This window comes from Stenotrophomonas sp. LGBM10 (genome assembly GCF_046736075.1).
Classification (GTDB): domain Bacteria; phylum Pseudomonadota; class Gammaproteobacteria; order Xanthomonadales; family Xanthomonadaceae; genus Stenotrophomonas.
In genome coordinates this window covers 2,122,237-2,141,464 of record NZ_CP177163.1, presented here as the reverse complement: position 1 = coordinate 2,141,464, position 19,228 = coordinate 2,122,237, and the positions used below count along the sequence as shown (strand labels likewise).

At 66.3% G+C, this 19,228-nt stretch carries 14 protein-coding genes; 7 read left to right on the top strand and 7 right to left on the bottom strand.

Annotation, left to right across the window (positions count from 1 at the left end; genetic code table 11):
- Position 1: 1 nt before the first annotated feature.
- Positions 2-286, bottom strand: a complete 285-nt coding sequence (locus ACLB90_RS09075) for a DUF2782 domain-containing protein (protein WP_411852608.1) — start codon at positions 284-286, stop codon at positions 2-4.
- Between the two features lie 97 nt (positions 287-383).
- Here ACLB90_RS09075 and polA point away from each other — a divergent pair, with 97 nt between their 5' ends.
- Both polA and ACLB90_RS09065 read left to right on the top strand, forming a co-directional pair.
- Positions 384-3,155 carry a DNA polymerase I gene (polA, locus tag ACLB90_RS09070; RefSeq protein WP_411852607.1) on the top strand — a complete coding sequence of 924 codons (2,772 nt, stop codon included), beginning with the start codon at positions 384-386 and terminating at the stop codon, positions 3,153-3,155.
- A gap of 375 nt (positions 3,156-3,530) precedes the next feature.
- Entirely contained in the window at positions 3,531-4,010 is a 480-nt protein-coding gene (locus ACLB90_RS09065) for a DUF421 domain-containing protein (RefSeq protein WP_411852606.1), read from the top strand.
- 15 nt (positions 4,011-4,025) lie between these two features.
- Here the strand turns inward: ACLB90_RS09065 and hemF are convergent, their stop codons facing one another.
- The 6 genes from hemF to ACLB90_RS09035 form a co-directional block, all read right to left on the bottom strand.
- Positions 4,026-4,922 carry an oxygen-dependent coproporphyrinogen oxidase gene (gene hemF / locus ACLB90_RS09060; protein WP_411852605.1) on the bottom strand — a complete coding sequence of 299 codons (897 nt, stop codon included), beginning with the start codon at positions 4,920-4,922 and terminating at the stop codon, positions 4,026-4,028.
- 63 nt (positions 4,923-4,985) lie between these two features.
- Positions 4,986-6,608: a hypothetical protein gene (locus ACLB90_RS09055; RefSeq protein ID WP_411852604.1), complete on the bottom strand. Its 1,623-nt coding sequence runs from the start codon at positions 6,606-6,608 to the stop codon at positions 4,986-4,988.
- Positions 6,609-6,633: 25 nt separating this feature from the next.
- Entirely contained in the window at positions 6,634-7,005 is a 372-nt protein-coding gene (locus ACLB90_RS09050; RefSeq protein ID WP_411852603.1) for a hypothetical protein, read from the bottom strand.
- Positions 7,002-7,583: a hypothetical protein gene (locus tag ACLB90_RS09045; protein ID WP_411852602.1), complete on the bottom strand. Its 582-nt coding sequence runs from the start codon at positions 7,581-7,583 to the stop codon at positions 7,002-7,004. Before ACLB90_RS09045 ends, ACLB90_RS09050 begins: the two co-directional genes overlap by 4 nt.
- 29 nt (positions 7,584-7,612) lie before the next feature.
- Positions 7,613-8,032 (bottom strand): NUDIX hydrolase, encoded by a 420-nt coding sequence (locus ACLB90_RS09040; protein ID WP_411852601.1) that lies wholly within the window; start codon positions 8,030-8,032, stop codon positions 7,613-7,615.
- The gene (locus ACLB90_RS09035; protein ID WP_411852600.1) at positions 8,029-10,395 is read right to left on the bottom strand and encodes a prolyl oligopeptidase family serine peptidase; all 2,367 of its coding nucleotides are present in this window, start codon (positions 10,393-10,395) and stop codon (positions 8,029-8,031) included. The genes ACLB90_RS09040 and ACLB90_RS09035 overlap by 4 nt, the downstream gene beginning before the upstream one ends.
- Before the next feature lie 350 nt (positions 10,396-10,745).
- Between ACLB90_RS09035 and ACLB90_RS09030 the strand changes: the two genes are divergently transcribed.
- From ACLB90_RS09030 to ACLB90_RS09010, 5 genes are read left to right on the top strand one after another with little or no spacing between them, the layout of a single operon-like run.
- Positions 10,746-13,451, top strand: coding sequence for a type VI secretion system Vgr family protein (locus tag ACLB90_RS09030; RefSeq protein ID WP_411852599.1), 2,706 nt, complete (start codon positions 10,746-10,748; stop codon positions 13,449-13,451).
- Positions 13,452-13,461: 10 nt separating this feature from the next.
- Positions 13,462-14,355, top strand: a complete 894-nt coding sequence (locus ACLB90_RS09025; protein ID WP_411852598.1) for a hypothetical protein — start codon at positions 13,462-13,464, stop codon at positions 14,353-14,355.
- 10 nt (positions 14,356-14,365) lie between these two features.
- On the top strand, positions 14,366-17,116 hold the full coding sequence (locus tag ACLB90_RS09020; RefSeq protein WP_411852597.1) for a T6SS effector BTH_I2691 family protein: 2,751 nt from the start codon (positions 14,366-14,368) through the stop codon (positions 17,114-17,116).
- Entirely contained in the window at positions 17,103-18,188 is a 1,086-nt protein-coding gene (locus ACLB90_RS09015) for a DUF6708 domain-containing protein (RefSeq protein ID WP_411852596.1), read from the top strand. Before ACLB90_RS09020 ends, ACLB90_RS09015 begins: the two co-directional genes overlap by 14 nt.
- A complete protein-coding gene (locus ACLB90_RS09010) occupies positions 18,181-18,915 on the top strand; it encodes a putative type VI secretion system effector (RefSeq protein WP_411852595.1) in 735 nt (244 codons plus the stop codon). Before ACLB90_RS09015 ends, ACLB90_RS09010 begins: the two co-directional genes overlap by 8 nt.
- The last annotated feature ends 313 nt before the right edge of the window (positions 18,916-19,228 follow it).

Below are 19,228 nucleotides of genomic sequence, written 5' to 3'. Positions count from 1 at the left end.
GTCACCAGCTGTAGAGCTTCCAGTAGACCGGGGACACGCCGTCCTTGTCGTTGTCCATGCGGCCGTCGCCGTTGCGGTCGTACATGTAGTACGCCGGACCCTGCGACGGGGTCACCTTGACCATGCGCAGCTGGCCGCTGACGCGGTATTCCTCGACGGTATCGCCGTTGTCCAGGGTGCGCTTGGCGATGTCCGCGCCGGAGACATCGACCGGGGGAGCGCCTGCGCCGCCGGTGGAAGCGCAGCCAGCCAGTGCGAGCAGGGCAGCCAGCAACAGGATCTTCATGGGCCGTAGGTCCTTGGACAGGGAAGCCTGGATTATGCCCCATGCGTTGTGAGCCCGGTGCCGCGAACCGCGTGGGCCGGGCGCGTAGAATCGTCGCATGAGCCGATTAGTCCTGATTGACGGGTCCAGTTACCTGTATCGCGCGTTCCACGCGCTCCCGCCGCTGACCAACGCGCACGGTGAACCCACCGGCGCGCTGTTCGGCGTGGTCAACATGCTGCGCGCCACCCTGAAGGAGCGTCCCGAGTACGTCGCCTTCGTGGTCGATGCGCCCGGCAAGACCTTCCGCGACGACCTGTATGCCGACTACAAAGCCAACCGGCCGCCGATGCCCGACGACCTGCGTCCGCAGATCGAGCCGATGTGCCGCATCGTCGACGCGCTTGGGCTGAGCATCCTGCGCATCCCCGGCGTGGAAGCCGACGACGTGATCGGCACGCTGGCGCTGCAGGGCCACCGCGACGGCCTGCAGGTCACCATCTCCACCGGCGACAAGGACTTCGCCCAGCTGGTCCGCCCGGGTATCGAACTGGTCAACACCATGACCGGCAGCCGGATGGACTCGGATGCGGCGGTGATGGAGAAGTTCGGCGTGCGCGCCGACCAGATCGTCGATCTGCTGGCGCTGATGGGCGATGCGGTCGACAACGTGCCCGGCGTTGAGAAATGCGGTCCCAAGACCGCCGCCAAGTGGCTGGCCGAGTACCAGCACCTGGATGGGGTGATGGCCGCTGCGGCGACCATGAAGGGCAAGATCGGCGAGAACCTGCGTGCGGCGCTGGAGCGCCTGCCGCTCAACCGTGAGCTGGTCACCATCCGCACCGACGTGGCGCTGGACGCCACGCCGCAGACCCTGCCGCTGCGCGAGCCGGACGTGCCCACCCTGAGCGAGCTGTACCTGCGCTACGGCTTCACCCAGGCGCTGAAGGAGCTGGGGGGGCCGGTACCGGCACCGGCGGCCGCCAGCGACGCCCCGGTCAGCCTGCGCGGCACGGCCGCCGGCTTCGCCCGCAGCACGCCGGGCGAGGCGGATGCCGCGATCGACCCGGCGCTGTCCGCCCCAGGTGAATACGAGACCGTGCTCACCACCGAACAGCTCACCGCCTGGGTGGAACGTGCGGAAGCGGCGGACCTGATCGCCTTCGACACCGAAACCGACGCGCTCGATGCGATGCGCGCCAACCTGGTCGGCATCAGCCTGGCGGTCGAGCCCGGCCGCGCCGCGTACATCCCGGTGGGCCACGACTATCCGGGCGCCCCGGCCCAGCTGCCGCGCGAGCAGGTACTGGCCGCGCTGCGTCCGGTGCTGGAGAACCCGGACAAGAAGAAGCTCGGCCAGCACGGCAAGTACGACCTGCACGTGCTGCGCCGGCATGGCATCGAGGTGCGTGGTTACCACGACGACACCATGCTCGAAAGCTTCGTGCTCAACTCCACCGCCACCCGCCACGACATGGATTCGCTGGCGATGCGCTATCTCGGCTACACCACCATCAAGTTCGAGGATGTGGCCGGCAAGGGCGCCAAGCAGATCTCCTTCTCCCAGGTCGGCCTGGACGAAGCCGGTCGCTACGCCGCCGAAGATGCCGACATCACCCTGCGCCTGCACCACGCGCTGCAGCCGCAGCTGCTGGCGGTACCGGCGCTGGACAGCGTCTACCGCGACATCGAGATGCCGCTGGTGCCGGTGCTGGCCAGGATCGAGGCCAATGGCGTGCATATCGACATGACCGAGCTGCGCCGGCAGAGCCAGGACCTGGGCGTGCGCATGCTGGCGGCCCAGCAGAAGGCCACCGAACTGGCCGGGCACACCTTCAACCTGGATTCGCCGAAGCAGCTGCAGGCCGTGCTGTTCGACGAACTGAAGCTGCCGGCGCTGGTGAAGACCCCCAAGGGGCAGCCGAGCACCAACGAAGAGGCGCTGGAGGCGATTGCCGAACAGCACGAACTGCCGCGCGTGATCCTGGACTACCGCGGGCTGGCCAAGCTGCGCAGCACCTACACCGACAAGCTGCCGGAGATGGTCAACCCCGATACCGGGCGCGTGCACACCAGCTACCACCAGTCCGGCGCGGCCACCGGGCGGTTGTCGTCCTCCGACCCGAACCTGCAGAACATTCCGATCCGCACCGACGATGGCCGCCGTATCCGCCGCGCCTTCGTCGCGCCGCCGGGGCGCAAGCTGCTGGCCTGCGACTACTCGCAGATCGAGCTGCGGATCATGGCCCACCTGTCCGAGGACCCGGGCCTCGTACGCGCGTTCGAGCAGGGCGCGGACGTGCATCGCGCCACCGCCGCCGAAGTGTTCGGGCGCGCGCTGGAGGACGTCACCACCAGTGAGCGCCGTGCGGCCAAGGCGATCAACTTTGGCCTGATGTACGGCATGAGCGCGTTCGGTCTGGCGCGCAATCTGGGCATCGACCGTGGCCAGGCACAGGATTATGTCGCGCTGTATTTCAGCCGTTATCCCGGCGTGCGCGATTTCATGGAGCGCATGCGGCAGCAGGCGCGCGAGCAGGGCTACGTGGAAACGCTGTTCGGCCGTCGTCTGTACCTGAACGACATCAATGCCCGCAACCAGGGCCTGCGCGCCGGAGCTGAACGGGCAGCGATCAATGCGCCGATGCAGGGCACGGCGGCGGACATCATCAAGCGTGCGATGGTGCGCGTGGACGACTGGCTGCAGACCCAGGACGGCCAGGCCCGGATGATTCTGCAGGTACACGATGAATTGGTGTTTGAAACCGAAAGCAGCTTCCTGGAAACCTTGCGTTCCCAGGTCGTCTCGCTGATGTCCTCGGCGGCGCAACTGCGCGTGCCGCTGGTGGTCGACGCGGGCGTCGGTGACAACTGGGATGAGGCGCACTAACGGTTTTTCGGCCGCGAATGGATGAATTCGTTCATTACGTGGCCGGAATCTGACTCTTCCATGAATGTTTCCGTGATGCGGCGAGGATTAATTGGGCCCCTTCACGAACTATCAATGTTCGGGGTGCTTTTATAGACCTCGACAGGCGCAACGCCTGTTGTGGATCTCTCCCATCCCCTGGAGCAGATCTCGGAACGGGGGCTCCTCCCCAAGCGCCCGTTCCCCGGCCCCGCTGACCTCCCCCTGGTCGGCGGGGCTTTTTATTTGGGCCTTTGCCAGCCTGACTGGCGCCGTCGTCGCGGCCCTGTCGCATCTGCCGATTGCCTGCAGCCCGCGCTCTGGCCCATCCTGCCTGCACGTTCCGGGGAGAGTGCAATGAGCGACCTGTTTGCCTTGGCCATGCCGTGGTGGGAATTCATCCTGCGCGCGGTGGTGGTGTACGTGGTGGTGCTGGGCATGGTGCGTCTGTCCGGCAAACGCGCGCTGGGCCAGATCACGCCGTTCGACGTGCTGCTGATCGTGCTGCTCGGCAATGCGGTGCAGAACGCGCTGCTGGGGGAAGACACGTCGCTGGGCGGTGGCCTGCTGCTGGCCGCCACGCTGATCCTGATCAACTATTCGGTCGGCTGGCTCAGCACGCGCAGCCGGCGCATCGAAACGCTGGTCGAAGGCGAGCCGGTGCTTATCGCACGCGACGGCAAACTGCTGGCCTCGATACTGAAACGCGAACTGGTGACCCAGGCCGATTTCAACGCGGCGATGCGTCAGCAGGGCTGCAGCGATGTCAGCGAAGTGGAGATGGCACTGCTGGAGATCAACGGCCACATCACCATCGTGCCCAAGGACAAGACGTAACGCCGGGTTGCCGCGTCACACCCAGTCGCGCGGCACCAGGTAGTCGGCCAGCCGCGCCTCGTCGCTGCCGCTCTCGGGCTGGAAGCCATACTCCCAGCGCACGCGCGGCGGCAGGCTCATCAGGATGCTCTCGCTGCGCCCGCCGCTCTGCAGGCCGAACAGCGTGCCGCGGTCGTAGACCAGGTTGAACTCCACGTAACGGCCTCGCCGATACAGCTGGAACTCGCGTTCGCGCTCGCCATAGGGCGTGTTCTTGCGCCGCTCCACGAGCGGCAGGTAAGCGTCCAGGAAGCCGTCGCCGACTGCGCGCAGATAAGCGAAATCGCGTTCGAAGTCACCGTGCAGGTCGTCAAAGAACAGGCCGCCAACGCCGCGCGTTTCATTGCGGTGGCGCAGGAAGAAGTACTCGTCGCACCAGCGCTTGTGGGCCGTGTAGCGCTCGTCGCCGAACGGTGCGCACAGGTCGTGCGCCACCCGGTGCCAATGCTGCACGTCTTCATCGAACGGATAGAACGGGGTCAGGTCGAAGCCACCGCCGAACCACGAGGCCACTTCCACGCCATCGCGCTCGGCGCGGAAGTAGCGCACGTTGGCATGCGTGGTGGGCAGGTACGGGTTGAGCGGGTGGAACACCAGCGACACACCGGTCGCACGCCATGAGGCGCCGGCCAGCTCCGGCCGGTTGGCCGACGCCGACGGCGGCAGGCGCGTGCCAGCCACGTCGGAGAAGCCGATGCCGGCCTGCTCGAACACCGCGCCATCGCGCAGGATGCGGGTACGGCCACCGCCGCCCTCGGCACGCTGCCAGAGGTCTTCGGTGAACCGTGCGCGGCCGTCGGCAGCTTCGATGGCCGCGCAGATGCGGTCCTGCAGGTCGGTCAGGTAGCTGCGTACGCGTTCGAATTCGTTCATGGCGCGTACTTTACCGCAGCCGCGCGGGGGCGCCTGCGGCCGACCGGCCGCAGGCGGGGTGACTCAGCGGCCGCCCTTGCGGTTGCGGTTGGACGCGGCGGGCGCATCGTCTGCGTCGGGGGCCGTGCCGGTATCCGATCCGGCGTCGTCGTCCTCCTCCTGGCTCAGCCGTTCGGCCAGCTTTTCCAGGCTGCCGGACAACTGCAGCATTGCCCAGTTGCGGGTGGCATGCACGTCGCAGGCGACATGGGTGCCCTTGCCGTCGCGGGCGCACAGGGCCTGCATCGATTCGGGAATGGCGTCATCGCCGGTGTGCTCGTACACCGTGGCCAGGTTCTCGCAGCCTTCGCGCACGCCGGCGGTGCACATCTTCAGGTAGTAGGGGGCGGCCTCGGCCCAGCGATCGCCCAGCGCCAGGCGATGGCCCATCGCGTTGCAGCCCTGCAGGCGGCCAGCATCGCAGCAGGCCTGTGCGCCGCGCTCGCTGCCGCCGGTGGGGCAGTCCTGGGTCAGCGGAATTTCCACGAACACCACCGACGCGGCGCATTGGCCGGCCTCGCCTTCGCGGGTGTAGTAGGCGTAGCGGTTCCAGGTGTCCACGCCGATCAGGCTGCCGTTGGCGAGCGGCTGCAGCACGAAGTCGCCACCCTTGTCGTGGCGGATGCGGATCTGCCCGTCCTCCAGGCGTGCGCGCAGCTGGCCACTGAGCGGTATCTGCACCAGCCCACCATCGCCGAAGGCCAGGCTGTCCATGAGCCCGGTGGCGGCCGTGTACTGGCCACAGGGCAGGGACGTGGCGGCGACCGGCAGCATGTCGGCGGCCGTCAGGCCCTGCAGCGGCGCCGCGGCGGTGCAGCTGTCCGGATTGCCGCCCTTGGTGCAGGCCAGCTGCAGCGCGTCACGGGCCGGCAGCCAGCGCCCGGCGGTCCACAGGGCCTGGGCCACGTCCTGGCAGAACGTGCCGGCCGGGTGTGCGCGGCACAGCGCGGACACGTCGTCCAGCGCGGCCGCCGGCAGCGGGGCCGGCTTCTGGCTGCTCAGCAGGATGCCGGCGAACGCCTTGGCCATCGCCATGCTGGCTGCTTCCTTGCAGGCCTCGGCATCGTACTGGCCGCTGTCGGGCTTGCACGACGCCGGTTCCTGCAGGTCCGGATCATCCTCGCCAACGTCCTCGCGGGTGGCGGCCTCGCGCGCCTCGGATTCATAACTGGCCAGCAGCGCCTTGCAGGCCGCCGGCACGCCTTCCTCGCACCAGGGGCGCAGCACGTCGCGGTCGGCCATGCGGATGTCGTCCAGGCAGGTGCCGATGCTGGCGCGGCAGCTGTTCTCGGGGAAGCGCACCGCCGGCTTGCAGCGCGCCGGCTCGCTGAGCTGGTACGTGAGGTAGCCTGCTTCCAGGCGGCGGCCGCCATCGCTGATGTCCGCATCCAGCACCACCCCGGCATCGGGGTCGGCCATCTTCAACTGCTGCCCCAGGCGCCGGAGCAGATACGGTTCGCGGGCCATCCCGGGGATCTGGCGGTAGCCCTGGTTGGGGCTTTCGATGACGATCCGGGTGGGGTTGTCATCCGCCTGGTAGGTACCGCATTGCAGGGGGATGGGCGGGGCGGATGCCGGGGCTGCCGACAGCAGCGCCACCGGCGCGGCCAGGCCGGCCAGCGTGGCCAGTACACGAATCAAGGACATGGGAGCTACCTGTACGAAAAAAGAATCAGGGGACCGGATCGGCACTGCCGACCGGAGCCACGGGAAGAGGCGCGGCGCAGTTGGCGGGCGCGCGCAGCCGATAGCGCTGGCCATCGTTGACCAGGGTCTGGTTGGCTGCGTCGTAGTCGATCCGGTACTGCCGTCCGTCGCCGAGCCCGGTCAGGCGCCAGTGCGCGCCGTCCGGCTCCAGGCGGAAGGAGGTCGGGTCGTCGGGCGGGAACGGGTAGACCACCGTGCCGTTGCCAACCACCTCCAGCGCAGGCCCGTCCTCGCCGACCACATAGCGGCCGCACGGAATGCGCTGCACGTCGGCCAAGGCGCTGCCGGCCAGCAGGCATGCCAGCGCACCCGCTCCCCACTGCAGTCGCCGGATCACGAGAAGAACCGCGCGCGCACGTCGGCGCGCCACAGCCGCTGCACCAGCCACAGGTGCAGCACAAAGAACACGATCGCCGCCAGCCCGAGCAGGCCGGTCCAGATCGCGCGCTGCACGCGCAGGGACGCGCGCAGTTCCTGGATGTCCGGGTCCTGCACCGCCGCGGCCAGTTGGGCCTGCATGTTCTGCAGGAACAGGTCCAGCAGCCAGGGCACGATGAAGTTGAGCAGCGCGGTCAGCACGAGCAGGAACGTGAAGCCCACCAGCGCCCAGCGCTGGAAGCGCAGCAGGCCCCAGCAGGTGGCCGCCCCGAACATGCTGAGCAGCAGCAGGGCAGCGGTCAGCGGCTCCGCATGCGCGATACCCAGCGTCACCGGCTCGGGCAACAGCGGCCACCAGTCGCTGCCCCACAGTGCCACCAGCGTGGGGTAATCCAGCAGCGACGGCAGCGCGAGCATCTGCACCGTAAACCACAGGCTGCACGCAACGCAGACCAGCAACGAGGCCTTGGCCATCGGTGCGATGAAGTCGTCGGCGCGCGATGTGCGCAGCGGCATGGGGGGAAGAGGCAATGACATCCGGTGTCCTGGTTGACCAGGCCGCGATGTCAGATCGCGGCCACCGCACGTGCGGCCGCGGGCAGGATATGGTCTGCGCTCAACGGTGCCAAGCGGCAATCGTGCGGCGGAACGCCTGCAATCCACGCCAGCTCCGCGATTTCGGCGCGTGCCTGCGGCGTTCCTGCCACCCGCACCAGCCAGGCGCGGGCGCGTACCCGGCGGCCGGGTTCGTTCACCGCCCAGGCCTCGAACTGACCCAGCGGCACAGCGCTGCCGGCCTCCAGCAGCACCCCCAGTTCCTCGTGCAGCTCACGGGCAAGGGCGGGCAGCGGCGCCTCGCCCGGTTCGGGTTTGCCACCGGGCTGGATGAACGTGTCCGAGCCCTGCTTGCGTACCACCAGCACGCGGCCGGCGGTATCGCGGATGACCGCGGCGACGATCTCGATCGGCGCCGCGTCGTGGCTCACTTCAGGTTCTCTTCGAACAGCTTCAGGATGCGCTTGTACTGGTCCAGCCAGGAGTCCGGACGCACGTAGCCGTGGCGTTCCAGCGGGTACGGCGCGATCGTCCAGTTGTCCTTGTGCAGCTCGATCAGCTTCTGGGTCAGATTCACCGAGTCCTGGAAGAACACGTTGTCGTCCATCATCCCGTGCGCGATCAGCAGGTGGTCCTGCAGGCCGTCGGCGTACTCGATCGGCGACGACGTGCGGTACGCCTCCGGGTCGATGTCCGGCGTGTTGAGGATGTTGGCGGTGTAGCCGTGGTTGTACTGGTGCCAGTCGACCACCGGGCGCAGCGCGGCACCGGCCTTGAACGTGCCCGGCGAGCGGAACAGCGCCATGAAGGTCATGAAGCCGCCGTAGGAACCGCCGTAGATGCCGGCATGCGCGCGGTCACCCTGCTTGGTGTCCACCAGCCAGTCCAGGCCGTCCTTGTAGTCCTCCAGCTCCGGGTGGCCCATGTTGCGGTAGATCGCCGTGCGCCAGTTGCGGCCGTAGCCTTCGCTGCCGCGGTAATCCATGTCCAGCACGATGTAGCCCTTCTGCACCAGCAGGTTGTGGAACATCTGCTCGCGGAAGTAGGCCGGGTAGCGCTGGTGCACGTTCTGCAGGTAGCCGGCGCCGTGCACGAACATGGCGATCGGATACTGCTTGCCCGGCTCGGGGTTTTCCGGGCCGTAGTACTTGGCCCAGACCACGCCCGCGCCGTGCTTGGACGGCACCTGCACCAGCTTGGGCTGGATCCACTCGCGCGCCTTGAAGGCGGCCGTACGGGTGTCGGTCAGCACCTTGGCCTGGCCACCGGCGGTGGGCACCACCGCCAGCTGCGCCGGCAGATAGGCGCCGGAGTAGCGCACCAGCAGCTGCTGGCCATCCGGGGACAGCGAGAAGTCCTCCACGCCGTTGAGCGAGGTCAGCTCACGCACCTGCCGGCTGGCGTTGTCCACCGCACACACTTCGTAGTCGCCGGGCGACTGCTGGTTGCACAGGAAGTAGAAACCGCGGCCGTCGGCGCTGGGCACCGGCATCGAGGTTTCCCACTTGCCGCCGGTCAGCGCCTGCGGCTTGGCCGTGCCCTGCTGGGTGTACAGGTGCGAATAGCCCGATTCCTCCGACAGCAGCCACAGCGTGCGGTTGTCGCTGGACCAGCCGAAATCGTTGAAGCCCCAGTTGATCCAGGCGCTGTCGGTCAGCCGGTGGCGGTTCTCCAGCTTCGCGCTGGCTGCGGAGACGCTGGCGATCCAGCGGTCCTTGTTGTCGTTGGCGCGCAGCATGATCGCCGCCTGCTGGCCATCGGCGCTCCAGCGGATGCCGGGGCTGCCCGGGCCGCCCAGCACTTCCAGCGGACGGTTGCCCTTCAGCGCCTCCTTGCCGGCGGTCTTGCGCAGCGCGGCCAGCGGATCGGTGCCGATGCCGGGCAGACCATCCAGCGACAGCGGCTTGACCGTGCCGGCCACCGCATCGACCAGCCACAGCGCGTGCGGCTCCGGATCGTTGCGGCCCACGCGGGTGCGGGTGTCCTCGAATTCCTCGTAGCCCGATTCGGTCACGTACTTGGGCATCTTGCCGCCGCGGCCTTCATCGAAGCTCTTCGGCTTGGTCACCACGATCAACGTGCGTGCATCGGGCGAGAGCACGCTGTCGACGATCTCCACATCGGCGCCCAGGTACACCGGACCCGGGGCGCGGGTGCTGTCGGCGCGGCGCCAGCTCGCTTCCTGCTGCTTGAGCGCCTCGCGCTGCGCGCGGTCGTTGCGCAGCGTGGCCAGGGTGCGCAGCTGCTGGTCGCGCAGCACATCGGCCTTGGGCGCGTCATCGGGGTTCTTCTCGGCCTTCAGGCTGGCCACCTGCTGCACGCCGGCGGCGGCAGTCCAGTGGAACCAGTTCTGGCCGGTGCGCCAGATCACCCCACCGTCGCGGGCGAAGGCCACCGCGGTGGACTTCTCGGTACTGCGGGTCAGCTGGGTCAGCGCGCCGCTGCGCAGGTCGCGCAGGAACACGTCGCCGTTGCGCACGAACACCGCACGCTGGCGTGCGCTGTCGTACACCGGGCTGTCCACGTCCAGCGTGCCGCGCTGGTCGTCGCCCACCTGCACCGCCACGCCACCGGCAACCGGCTGGCGGAAGGTGTCACGGACCGGGCTGCCGGTGCGCTTGAGCTGGTACTCGACCTGCTGGCTGTTCCAGGACCACCACGCGCTCTCGACCGGCGGGCCGATCCAGTCCGGGTCGGCCATCGCCTGCTCGATGGTGATCGGCGTCGGCGCGGCGTGGGCGGTACCGCCTAGGGCGGCGAGCAGCAGCAGGGACAAGGGCAGCGTTCTGGGCATTGCGGGCGGCACCGTAGAGGAAAACCCGGCAAGCGTAGCAGCCGTCAGGGCCCGCCGAAGCGGCCACAGGTCATGGGGACAGGATCGGAAAAGTCGCGGGGCGACGGGCATCCACGATCGGTGGCAGCCCGTCCGCGAAGCGCTCGGCGTCTCAGTTCGAGTTCTGAGAAGAGTCTGGGTGGATGGATTCTTGAAATTTCATAGAAATCTCAATCGCTTATTCAAACTTTTCCTATGGTGGCGGCGCATTCCCCGCACGCAGAATTCATGCGGTGACGCACGGTGCGGGGCACTCCCGCCCGGCCATCGGATGGCGTAGAGCCCCTACGCCAACAAGGAGCGGACCAGTCATGGAAGGGATGCATGCGCTGCTGGCTGCGCTGGCCGGCCCCGCGCAGGGGCAGTGCCTCCTGCGGCTGGACACCGCACTGGGCGATCGGTTGGGTATGGTCGAGGCGTTCAACGGTATCGAGCAGGTCGATGGTGCGGGATTCGTCGTGGACGTCTTCGTGCTGTCGATGGAAGCTGGCCTGCCACTGGAGCGGTTGTGCGGCACCCCCGCGCTGCTGCAGATGCAGACCACCGGCGCGCCGCGCGATTTCCACGGGCATGTCACCGCCGTGGAGCGGCTGGGCAGCAATGGCGGCCTCGCGCGCTATCGGCTGCGCCTGCAGCCGTGGCTGGCGTTCCTGGCCCAGCGTGTGGACAGCTATGTGTTCCATGACCGCAGCGTGGTGGAGATCGTCGAGGACATCTTCGCCGACCATGCCGGTCTGGTGCCGGCCTGGCGCTGGTCGCTGGCCGACCGCAGCCAGTACGCCACGCGCAGCCTGACCACGCAGTACCAGGAGTCGGACCTGGCCTTCCTGCAGCGCCTGCTTGCCGAGGAAGGCATCTACTACTGGTTCGAACATGCCGGTGACCCCGGCAACGCCCGGCTGGGCGCGCATACGCTGGTGCTGGCCGATCACCACGATGACGTTCCCCGACTGGGCACCGTGCGGTTCCACCGCCGCGATGCCACCGAGCGCAGCGACAGCGTGCAGCACTGGCGCGTGTCGCGCCGCTGGTGTTCTGCCGCCGTGTCACGCAGCAGCTGGGATCACCGCACCGCCACGCTGCGCCATGCGCATGCCGAGGTGCCACCCGGCGTATCGGGCATCGGCGAAGACATCGACACCAGCGGCCCGTACGGCTGGCAGGACAATGCCCGCGGCCAGCGTCGCGCGCAGCAGCATCTGGATGCACTGCGCGTGCGCGCGCACACCATCGAGGGGCAGGGCAGCTGGCGCCAGCTGGTGCCGGGCGCGCAGTTCCAGCTCGGCCAGCATCCCGGCGTGGATGCCGGCACGGCCTTCCTGTGTCTGTCGGTGCAGCACCAGGCCCGCAACAACCTCGACGCGGACATCTTCGATGCGCTCGAACAGCAGCTCGGCCCGGTCGCGCAGGCGCCGCTGGCGCTGCCGGTCGCACTGGCCGGTCTGGCCGCCGCCGCACCGGCGCAGGCGGTGACGTCCACCTTCTACGACAACCGTTTCGTGGTGATTCCCGCCGACGTGGTGTATCGCCCGCAGACCGAGGACGGCCACGGCGTGCGCCTGCACCCGCGCCCGTCGATCACCGGCACGCTCAGCGCCATCGTGGTCAGCGACGGCGAGCCGCTGCAGTCCGACCGCGACCACCGCATCAAGGTGCAGTTCCCGTGGCAGCGCGGCGGTGCCTCCAGCACCGGCCAGACGCACCCGGGCGGTGACGACAATGCCCCGGCCAACGGCGGTGCCTGGACGTGGGTGCGGGTGATGACCCCGTGGGCCGGCGACAACTGGGGCGGGGTGGTGCTGCCCCGGCGCGGCCAGGAAGTGCTGGTGGCGTTCCTGGAGGGCGACATCGACCGCCCGGTGGTGGTGGGTGCGGTCTACAACGGCCGCGGCCAGGACCAGGCGGCACACAACCAGGTCGCCAGCGGCGGCGCGCAGGCCACCGGCAATGCCGCCGCCTGGTTCGAGGGCAACGACCACGGCGCGGTGTTCACCGGCTTCAAGAGCCAGGCGCTGGCCGACAGCCAGGGCGGTGCGGGCGGTTACCAGCAGCTGCGCCTGGACGACACGCCCGGGCAGGGCCGCGCGCAGCTGTCCACCACCCAACATGCCACCACGCTGACCCTGGGCCACCTCAAGGGCGGTGAGGACAACGTACGCGAGGCCGAACGCGGCTTCGGCGCGGAGCTGTCCAGCCAGGCCTTCGGTGCGCTGCGCGCGGGCAAGGGCCTGCTGCTCAGCACCGAAGGCGGCGAGCCGCAGCTGGCGGCCAACCAGGCAATGGCGCAGCTGCAGGAAAGCGCCGAGCTGGTGGCCACGCTCAACGAATCGGCCCACAACCAGCAGGCGATGCTGCCGCAGGAACCGAGCGAGCTGCCGGCGCACCAGGTGCTGCTGCAGCTGCAGGAGAAACTGGGCGGCATCCAGAGCGGTGGTCCGGCCGGCAGCATCCAGGGCGGTGATGGCGAGGCGCCCGGTTGGGACGCGCCGACGCTGATGGGCAGCGGCGTGGCCGGTGTGATGAGCCTGACCCCAGCCGACCAGGTGTGGGTCAGCGGTACGCAGACCACGCTCGCCAGCGGGGTGGCGCTGAACTGGCTGAGCCAGGGCTCGATCACCCTGGCGGTGGCCGGCGGGCTGGTGCTGTACACCGCCGGCAACGAGGCCAAGGCGGACAGCCCGAACACCGAACGCGGCATCGCGCTGCACGCCGCACAGGGCAAGGTCAGCGCCCGCGCGCACAAGAACGTGGCGCAGCTGGCGGCCAAGACCGCCGTCAAGATCGCCAGCACCGAGGCAGACGTGCTGGTGTCGGCGCCGGCCAAGCACGTGCTGGCCACTGCGGCCGGCGCGTACCTGCGCATCGAGGGCGACAACATCGAGCTGGGCGCGCCAGGCAAGGTGGATCTGAAGGGAGAGTTGCGTGAGTGGACGGATCCGGACCAGGCAACGGTCGAGGTTGATACCGCCGATGGTCAGCTGGGCGGTTGCGACGCCAAGGACAACGCCGATGTTTGAGGGTAGCTGCATGGAATACAGACACGAGCGACAGGAAAAACGCGCTGTCGCCGATGTGTGCTACCAGCTCCGCCGCGCCTCGCGCGGCCCGGCGCATCTCCATGTGCTTCTGGATACCCGACGTGGGCTGGACGACTGCTTCGCCGCTGCGAAAGACAGGCCACACGTCTCGATCAAGGCGGCCGGGTACGGCACCGCTGCCTTGCTGCTCATGACACTGGATGCCACGGCCGAGGATCTTCTGCAGCTATCCGTCGAGCGATTCAGATATGCCCGCCTCAATCAGCGGCGCTCCCAGGTGACCGCCTGGATCGTATCCCCGCTGCCTGTTGCTCCGAGCGCCTCCCTGATACGGCAGCTTCTCAGCCAGGAGCAGCGCCTGGGATCGCGCAACGCTGCGGAGATGTTCGACGCCCGTTCAATTCCGCACTGGCAGCACGCAATGTCCCAGCACCAGCAGAGTGCCATCGCGCGATCCACACAGACCTTTGCGTCCCTCGATTTCAACGGCGACCTGTCCTGGCTGGAATTCCGCCTTCGCGACGATGCAGCAGCGAAGGCCGCACTGCCCGCCCCCTTCAACCATGAGCGCGTGACGCTGGTGAATGAAACCCTCCGGGCGCTACGCGAATTTGGCACCACGGGTACTGATCTGGACGAGGCGCACCGCCTCGCCGATTCCATTCTCCGTGACGCCGGCAGGAACAACCTGCTGGATCAGGTAATCCTCCTTGCGCATGCGCTGGTCCTGGAGTGCGACTTCCACCGCTCCCCGGAGGTGCGCACGCTGCTGGCGCGTACGCCGGAAACGGAAGCAGGCCTGGCACATGCCCTCGCCGTACTTGGGCAGAACGAGCTTCAACGCATCAAGGCTTCGCTGACAATTGCTGCGGGGTCGTGCTGACATGCATGCAATGGACAACAGGATCGTCGGCGCAGCGCTGAAGGCGGTGTCGCCCTGCGTACAGGGCAACTGCCGCAACTGTGACAAGGCTGGTCTGCTGGTGCACCCGTTCCGCTACTCCGCGTTCTGCAGTGATGACGCGTCAGTTCTGGGCATGGTGCCAGCGCTGCGCCCATCGACCGGAGCCGCCCTCCCGGAGTTGCGCACGGCCCGGTATGCCTTGCGGATGATGCGCGAAGGCTATCTCTACGTCGTACTGAAGCGCGACGGGATCACGCATCTGGACAGCTACTACGTGCGCCCCAGCGGGCGACTGATGCGCTTCCGTGGCGAGCCACCGGATCGCAAGACCTCTGCGATGGCCTGTGCACGGATGGCTGCGTCGGCGAACGCGCTAATGGTCGCCATCGAAGCACCCGAAGAGGTCGCGATGTCGTACTGGTTGTTCACTCCTGACCCCCTGTCCAGCGCGAAAGAAGCCGAACTGGTCGATCAGGCCGAGCTGCTGGCGGCCCAAGGGATTCTCCAAACGTTCAGCCCCCGGCAATGGGTTGCGCAGCAGGGCAGCCAGGAATTTGCGCTGTCTGTCCTGACGATCCGTGCGTTCGTACTCGAATATCTGGCCATCGGCGAGATCGCGGCCTTGGCGGCGTTACAGGCCCCCATCGTGGCCGCGCTTGATGAGCAGGCGTTTCCGGCGTTGTGCGACCCGCTGGATCCGCCGCTGCCACCACGCTTCCACGCCGCGGGGGGCGGGGCGATCTACTCGTCCGCGCTTCAGCAATCGCTGCCGGTCCTGCGTGAGGCGGCCACCGTACTGCACGCGTCGGGCGGCGTCGGCATAGCGCTGCAGGACGCCATCGGCATCACGCAGGAGCTCAATGCATGGCGCAATCGTGCAATGGAAGGGGTTGAACCCTGGATGCGTCAACGCGACGCGCATGGCCGTGACAACGCGTGGAAGTATCTGGCTGCCCATCAGTACGCCCAGATTCGCGAGGGCGTGCTCTCCAAGCGGATCCGGCTCGCGCGCGACGATGCCGCCGACCGCGCCAACGCACCCTACGACAAGGTTGAAGAAGACCTGAAGACGGCCGAAGTAGGCGGTGGCATGGTCGATCCCGGGCCGATGCTGGAGATCGTCGCGATCGCGCGCGACTCTGATCCATTCGGCGCCCGGCGCAGGGCGGTTGAACAGGCGGAACGACTGGCGAAGGAACGGTTCGACCGCGCCGAGGCGCAGCTGGACGGCACCCAGACCACCATCCTGGAAGAGTTCAAAGCGATCGCTGCACCCTGCGAACAGAAGATGCGTGAGCGGGCACCGGATCACCTTGCGTGGCTGTGTAGCCCAATGCTCACGCTGGCGCTGCGCAGCTATGACCAGCACGACCTGGTCCGCGGGTGGGCATTCGCCGTACAGGTCGGCATCGCGATGACGGGCATGGAAGCGGACGATGGCTCGCGCCTGGTCCTGGACGACTGGTGGAAGACGCTGGCGGTGGTCGATCCTGCGAGCCAAGGCATCGAAGAAGGGAACCTGGCATGGCGCGTCTACGCGCTTAACCACCTGCCCTTGGCCCAGGAACTGGTTGGTGCGCTGGAGGCAGCCAAAACCGACGTGCCGGCTACGGACGTATGGGGCATCGCGGCGGCGGGCAATGAGGCGGTCATCCGGGTGCTGGACATGTTCGACAAGGCGAATGCTGCCCTGCGTGCCTGCGAGAATGCCGGACAGGTCGCGTGGTTCAAGCGCAGCCTGCTCGGCACGGTGATGAGCTGGTACGCCCAATGGGGACGCGTGCTGTACAAGACATCACTGCCTGCAGCAGCGGACAGGGTCCAGATGAATCTGATGATCCGGGCCCTGCAACTGCGGATGGGGGACTACGCCAGGAACTACCCGGTTGCGGAGTTCCACGCCCGCTCGACGGACTCCGTCAAAACGTCGTACTGGCGCGGGCAGTTCAGCCGCTTTGTCCGCGTGGGCGTTGAGCGTGAGATGGCCAAGGGGCGCGAGGGTGGGGTGTATCAAGGGCGGGCACTGATGCTCGCCACGCTCTTCGAATCGCTCAACCTCATGATCAAGGGGCGCAATCTGCTCGGCGACGTCCCGACCGCACGCCAGGGCGCAGAGCTGATCGCCTCGGGATTGACCCTGAGTGGAGGCGTGTTGGTGATCCTGGAAGAAGGATCCACCTGGATCAAAGGCAACTTCAAACCGGGATCCCAAGTCGCTGCGTACAGCGAAGTGTGGGGTGGCCGGTTGGGGCTTTATGGGGGACTACTGGTTGCGACTGCAGGCCTGATCGGAACGGTGCTGGATCGCAATTCATTCGAGGAGTACATGAAGCGCGACCGCATGGGTCTGGCAACTGCATACGGTGTCAGGGCATTCACCATTGCAACCGGATCTGTTGTGGCTTCCACCACAAGCTTCGCAGGTGCGGCTCCCTACTTACGCACTTTGATGCTGAGATCTCAGTTCAGTGGCTATCGGTACATCCTCAAAATTGCGTCTGGCCTCTCTTCCCGCTTGCTGGCCAAAAAGGTGTTGATGCTGATGCTGAGGATTTGGGGCGCTCGGCTAGGCTGGGCAGCTGCGGCCGCAACTATCGTGATCATCATTCTTGATCCAGATGATCTGGAGAATTGGTGCGATAAAAGCATATTCAGGAAGAACGTAGCGTCGAACGGCTATAGGAATCGCTCTGAAGAGCTCGTGGCACTAGTCAACATTCCCCAAAGTGGCGATCAATGAAATGTATTTAATAGAGTGGATTTGCTGGAGATCAAAACTTGAGCCGAATCCAGAGTCGCCCTCTATTGTCGACCCCTCTGGCTCGCTGTGCATTCGACATTGCACGGGTGTCGATCCATCTGACGAGTTCGCCATCTACAGAGTCAACGATAGATTTGTCGATCTGTCTGGAGCATGGCAGGAGGATAAAAGGGGGCTGATCACTTTCCTGTTCTTGATGATGATGTTTGTGGTCAATGGCTTCATCTTCGATGGGGCGGTCATAGCTGTCAGGGGGCTGATAAGCGGAACCGCGTACTCAGGGGCACCATTGACGCAAGAGGGATACATCTTCTATCCGATAATAATTCTCCTCTGGTCAGTCGCGAATTTTCTGGTGTTCAAGCACGGGCTGCGCTGGATGAGACTCGAGATATTCACCCAGCGGCGCATCGTCATCAGGCTCAACCGAATCACCCGACAGGTTCACATCAACAGACCCGCTTACGCTGGCGGCATCGCGACGTTTCCGTGGGACGCTACCGTTCCAGAGATGACCGGTAGTGATCCCGGCGCCCGCCGTGGCGACGGTTCGTTGATGATGATGTGGATGTCACAAGGCAGTGGCGCTGGATTCGATGAGTTCTGCAAAGTCGGTGGAAACCTGGACGATCGCGGCAAAGCCGAGGCTCTTTGGGAGTACATCCGCCGCTATATGGAAGAAGGCCCCGACGCCGTGCCGCAGCCCAAGCGCTTGCGTGCAACGTTTCCCTGGCCTTGGGATTCCGTGCGCTCCACGTTGAGCTTCCTGCTTCCGTCATGGCGCACCGGCGATAAAGGTCTCGTGCTGACCTTCGCTCTGATGCTGTCTCCGCTGCTGCTGCTGCACAGCCTCTGCCATTGGATCTCATTACTGTTGTGCTGGCCCACCTGGTGGCCGCGCATCATCCGCCGCGCCGGCCTGCCCGGGGCACCGGTCCCAGCGCTTACTGTCGTAGAGGACTACGGACCGGAGATTGCGCAGAGGTTGCAGGCGTCGGCAATGAAGCTGGCTAAGCCACCTGCGGCAGCCGAGTCTGCGTCTGATGCATAAGGCAAGTCTTGGTTCATTGGAAGTTATTCATGGAATAGCCGGCAATGCAACCGTTGAGGACGTACTTGTAAACACGCTCGGCCGCGCAGGTGACCGCGAAGGCATGGCCGCCACGGGCGTCATTGCCGCCGCCATGGGATTGAGCGGCGCGGCTGCCCACATGGCGGCGTCCTCAATGGAAGAGATGGAAGAGCCGGTGGCCAAGGTGAGTTTCGAGCTTTCGGGTCAGCCGGTTGAGGGGTTGCTATGGAGATGGCCGTTCAAAGAGGGTGATCAGCTCACAGCCATTGGCAATCGTGTTCCCGGCGGGGGCTTCGTCGCACTTGCGGTAATGAACGAGGCGGATCGAATCATCACTCTTTATCCCCATGTGAGTGCAGGGCGTCATGCGCACTGGTGGAGAGTGTTCCGATACTCGTTTGCTGTCGGCGTGCTGGCTGTTTTCATTGGCCTTATCACCATCTGCATCGCACTATTCCCAATGGATGAAAGCGACGCAAGGCAACTCCTTGTTATGTGGCTTGGACTGATACCGAGCATCGCGATTTTTCTTTGGATTGGCCACAGTCTGGGCCGCCGCTTCACGCCCTACACGAGAATGGCCGAGGCAGTGTTCACGGCGATTGGCTGGAGCGACGTCAAGTGGGTAAATCTCAGGGCAGACGTGAAGAAGCGAAGAATGCCTGGTGACCCGCCTGCGCTTGGCGACAGCTACTTCAGGTACTGATCGATTCGGAGCAGTGTGCTGGAGATCGCAGCAAGGCTCTCAATAGGAAGCGATTGTTGATGCTCGAGGCGAATCTCTGCTCATTGGATGATATCCATGAAGTGGAACGTAATGCAGCGGTTGAGGACGGACGTGCAAATACGTTCGGCCGCACAAGTGACCGTGAGGGCGTGGTCGCTACAGGGTTGGTAGCCACCGCTATCGTCTGAGTGGCGCGGCTGCCCCGCATGGCACCCTTTTCAATGGAAGAGAGAGCCGGTGGCCAAGGTGAGCTTTGAGATTTCAGGCCAGCCGGTTGAACCGCTGCTATGGA

Coding starts and splice junctions, on each gene's coding strand:
- ACLB90_RS09075 (WP_411852608.1), bottom strand. CDS start 286: ATGAAGATCCTGTTGCTGGCTGCCCTGCTCGCACTGGCTGGCTGCGCT.
- polA (WP_411852607.1), top strand. CDS start 384: ATGAGCCGATTAGTCCTGATTGACGGGTCCAGTTACCTGTATCGCGCG.
- ACLB90_RS09065 (WP_411852606.1), top strand. CDS start 3,531: ATGAGCGACCTGTTTGCCTTGGCCATGCCGTGGTGGGAATTCATCCTG.
- hemF (WP_411852605.1), bottom strand. CDS start 4,922: ATGAACGAATTCGAACGCGTACGCAGCTACCTGACCGACCTGCAGGAC.
- ACLB90_RS09055 (WP_411852604.1), bottom strand. CDS start 6,608: ATGTCCTTGATTCGTGTACTGGCCACGCTGGCCGGCCTGGCCGCGCCG.
- ACLB90_RS09045 (WP_411852602.1), bottom strand. CDS start 7,583: ATGTCATTGCCTCTTCCCCCCATGCCGCTGCGCACATCGCGCGCCGAC.
- ACLB90_RS09035 (WP_411852600.1), bottom strand. CDS start 10,395: ATGCCCAGAACGCTGCCCTTGTCCCTGCTGCTGCTCGCCGCCCTAGGC.
- ACLB90_RS09030 (WP_411852599.1), top strand. CDS start 10,746: ATGGAAGGGATGCATGCGCTGCTGGCTGCGCTGGCCGGCCCCGCGCAG.
- ACLB90_RS09025 (WP_411852598.1), top strand. CDS start 13,462: ATGGAATACAGACACGAGCGACAGGAAAAACGCGCTGTCGCCGATGTG.
- ACLB90_RS09020 (WP_411852597.1), top strand. CDS start 14,366: ATGGACAACAGGATCGTCGGCGCAGCGCTGAAGGCGGTGTCGCCCTGC.
- ACLB90_RS09010 (WP_411852595.1), top strand. CDS start 18,181: ATGCATAAGGCAAGTCTTGGTTCATTGGAAGTTATTCATGGAATAGCC.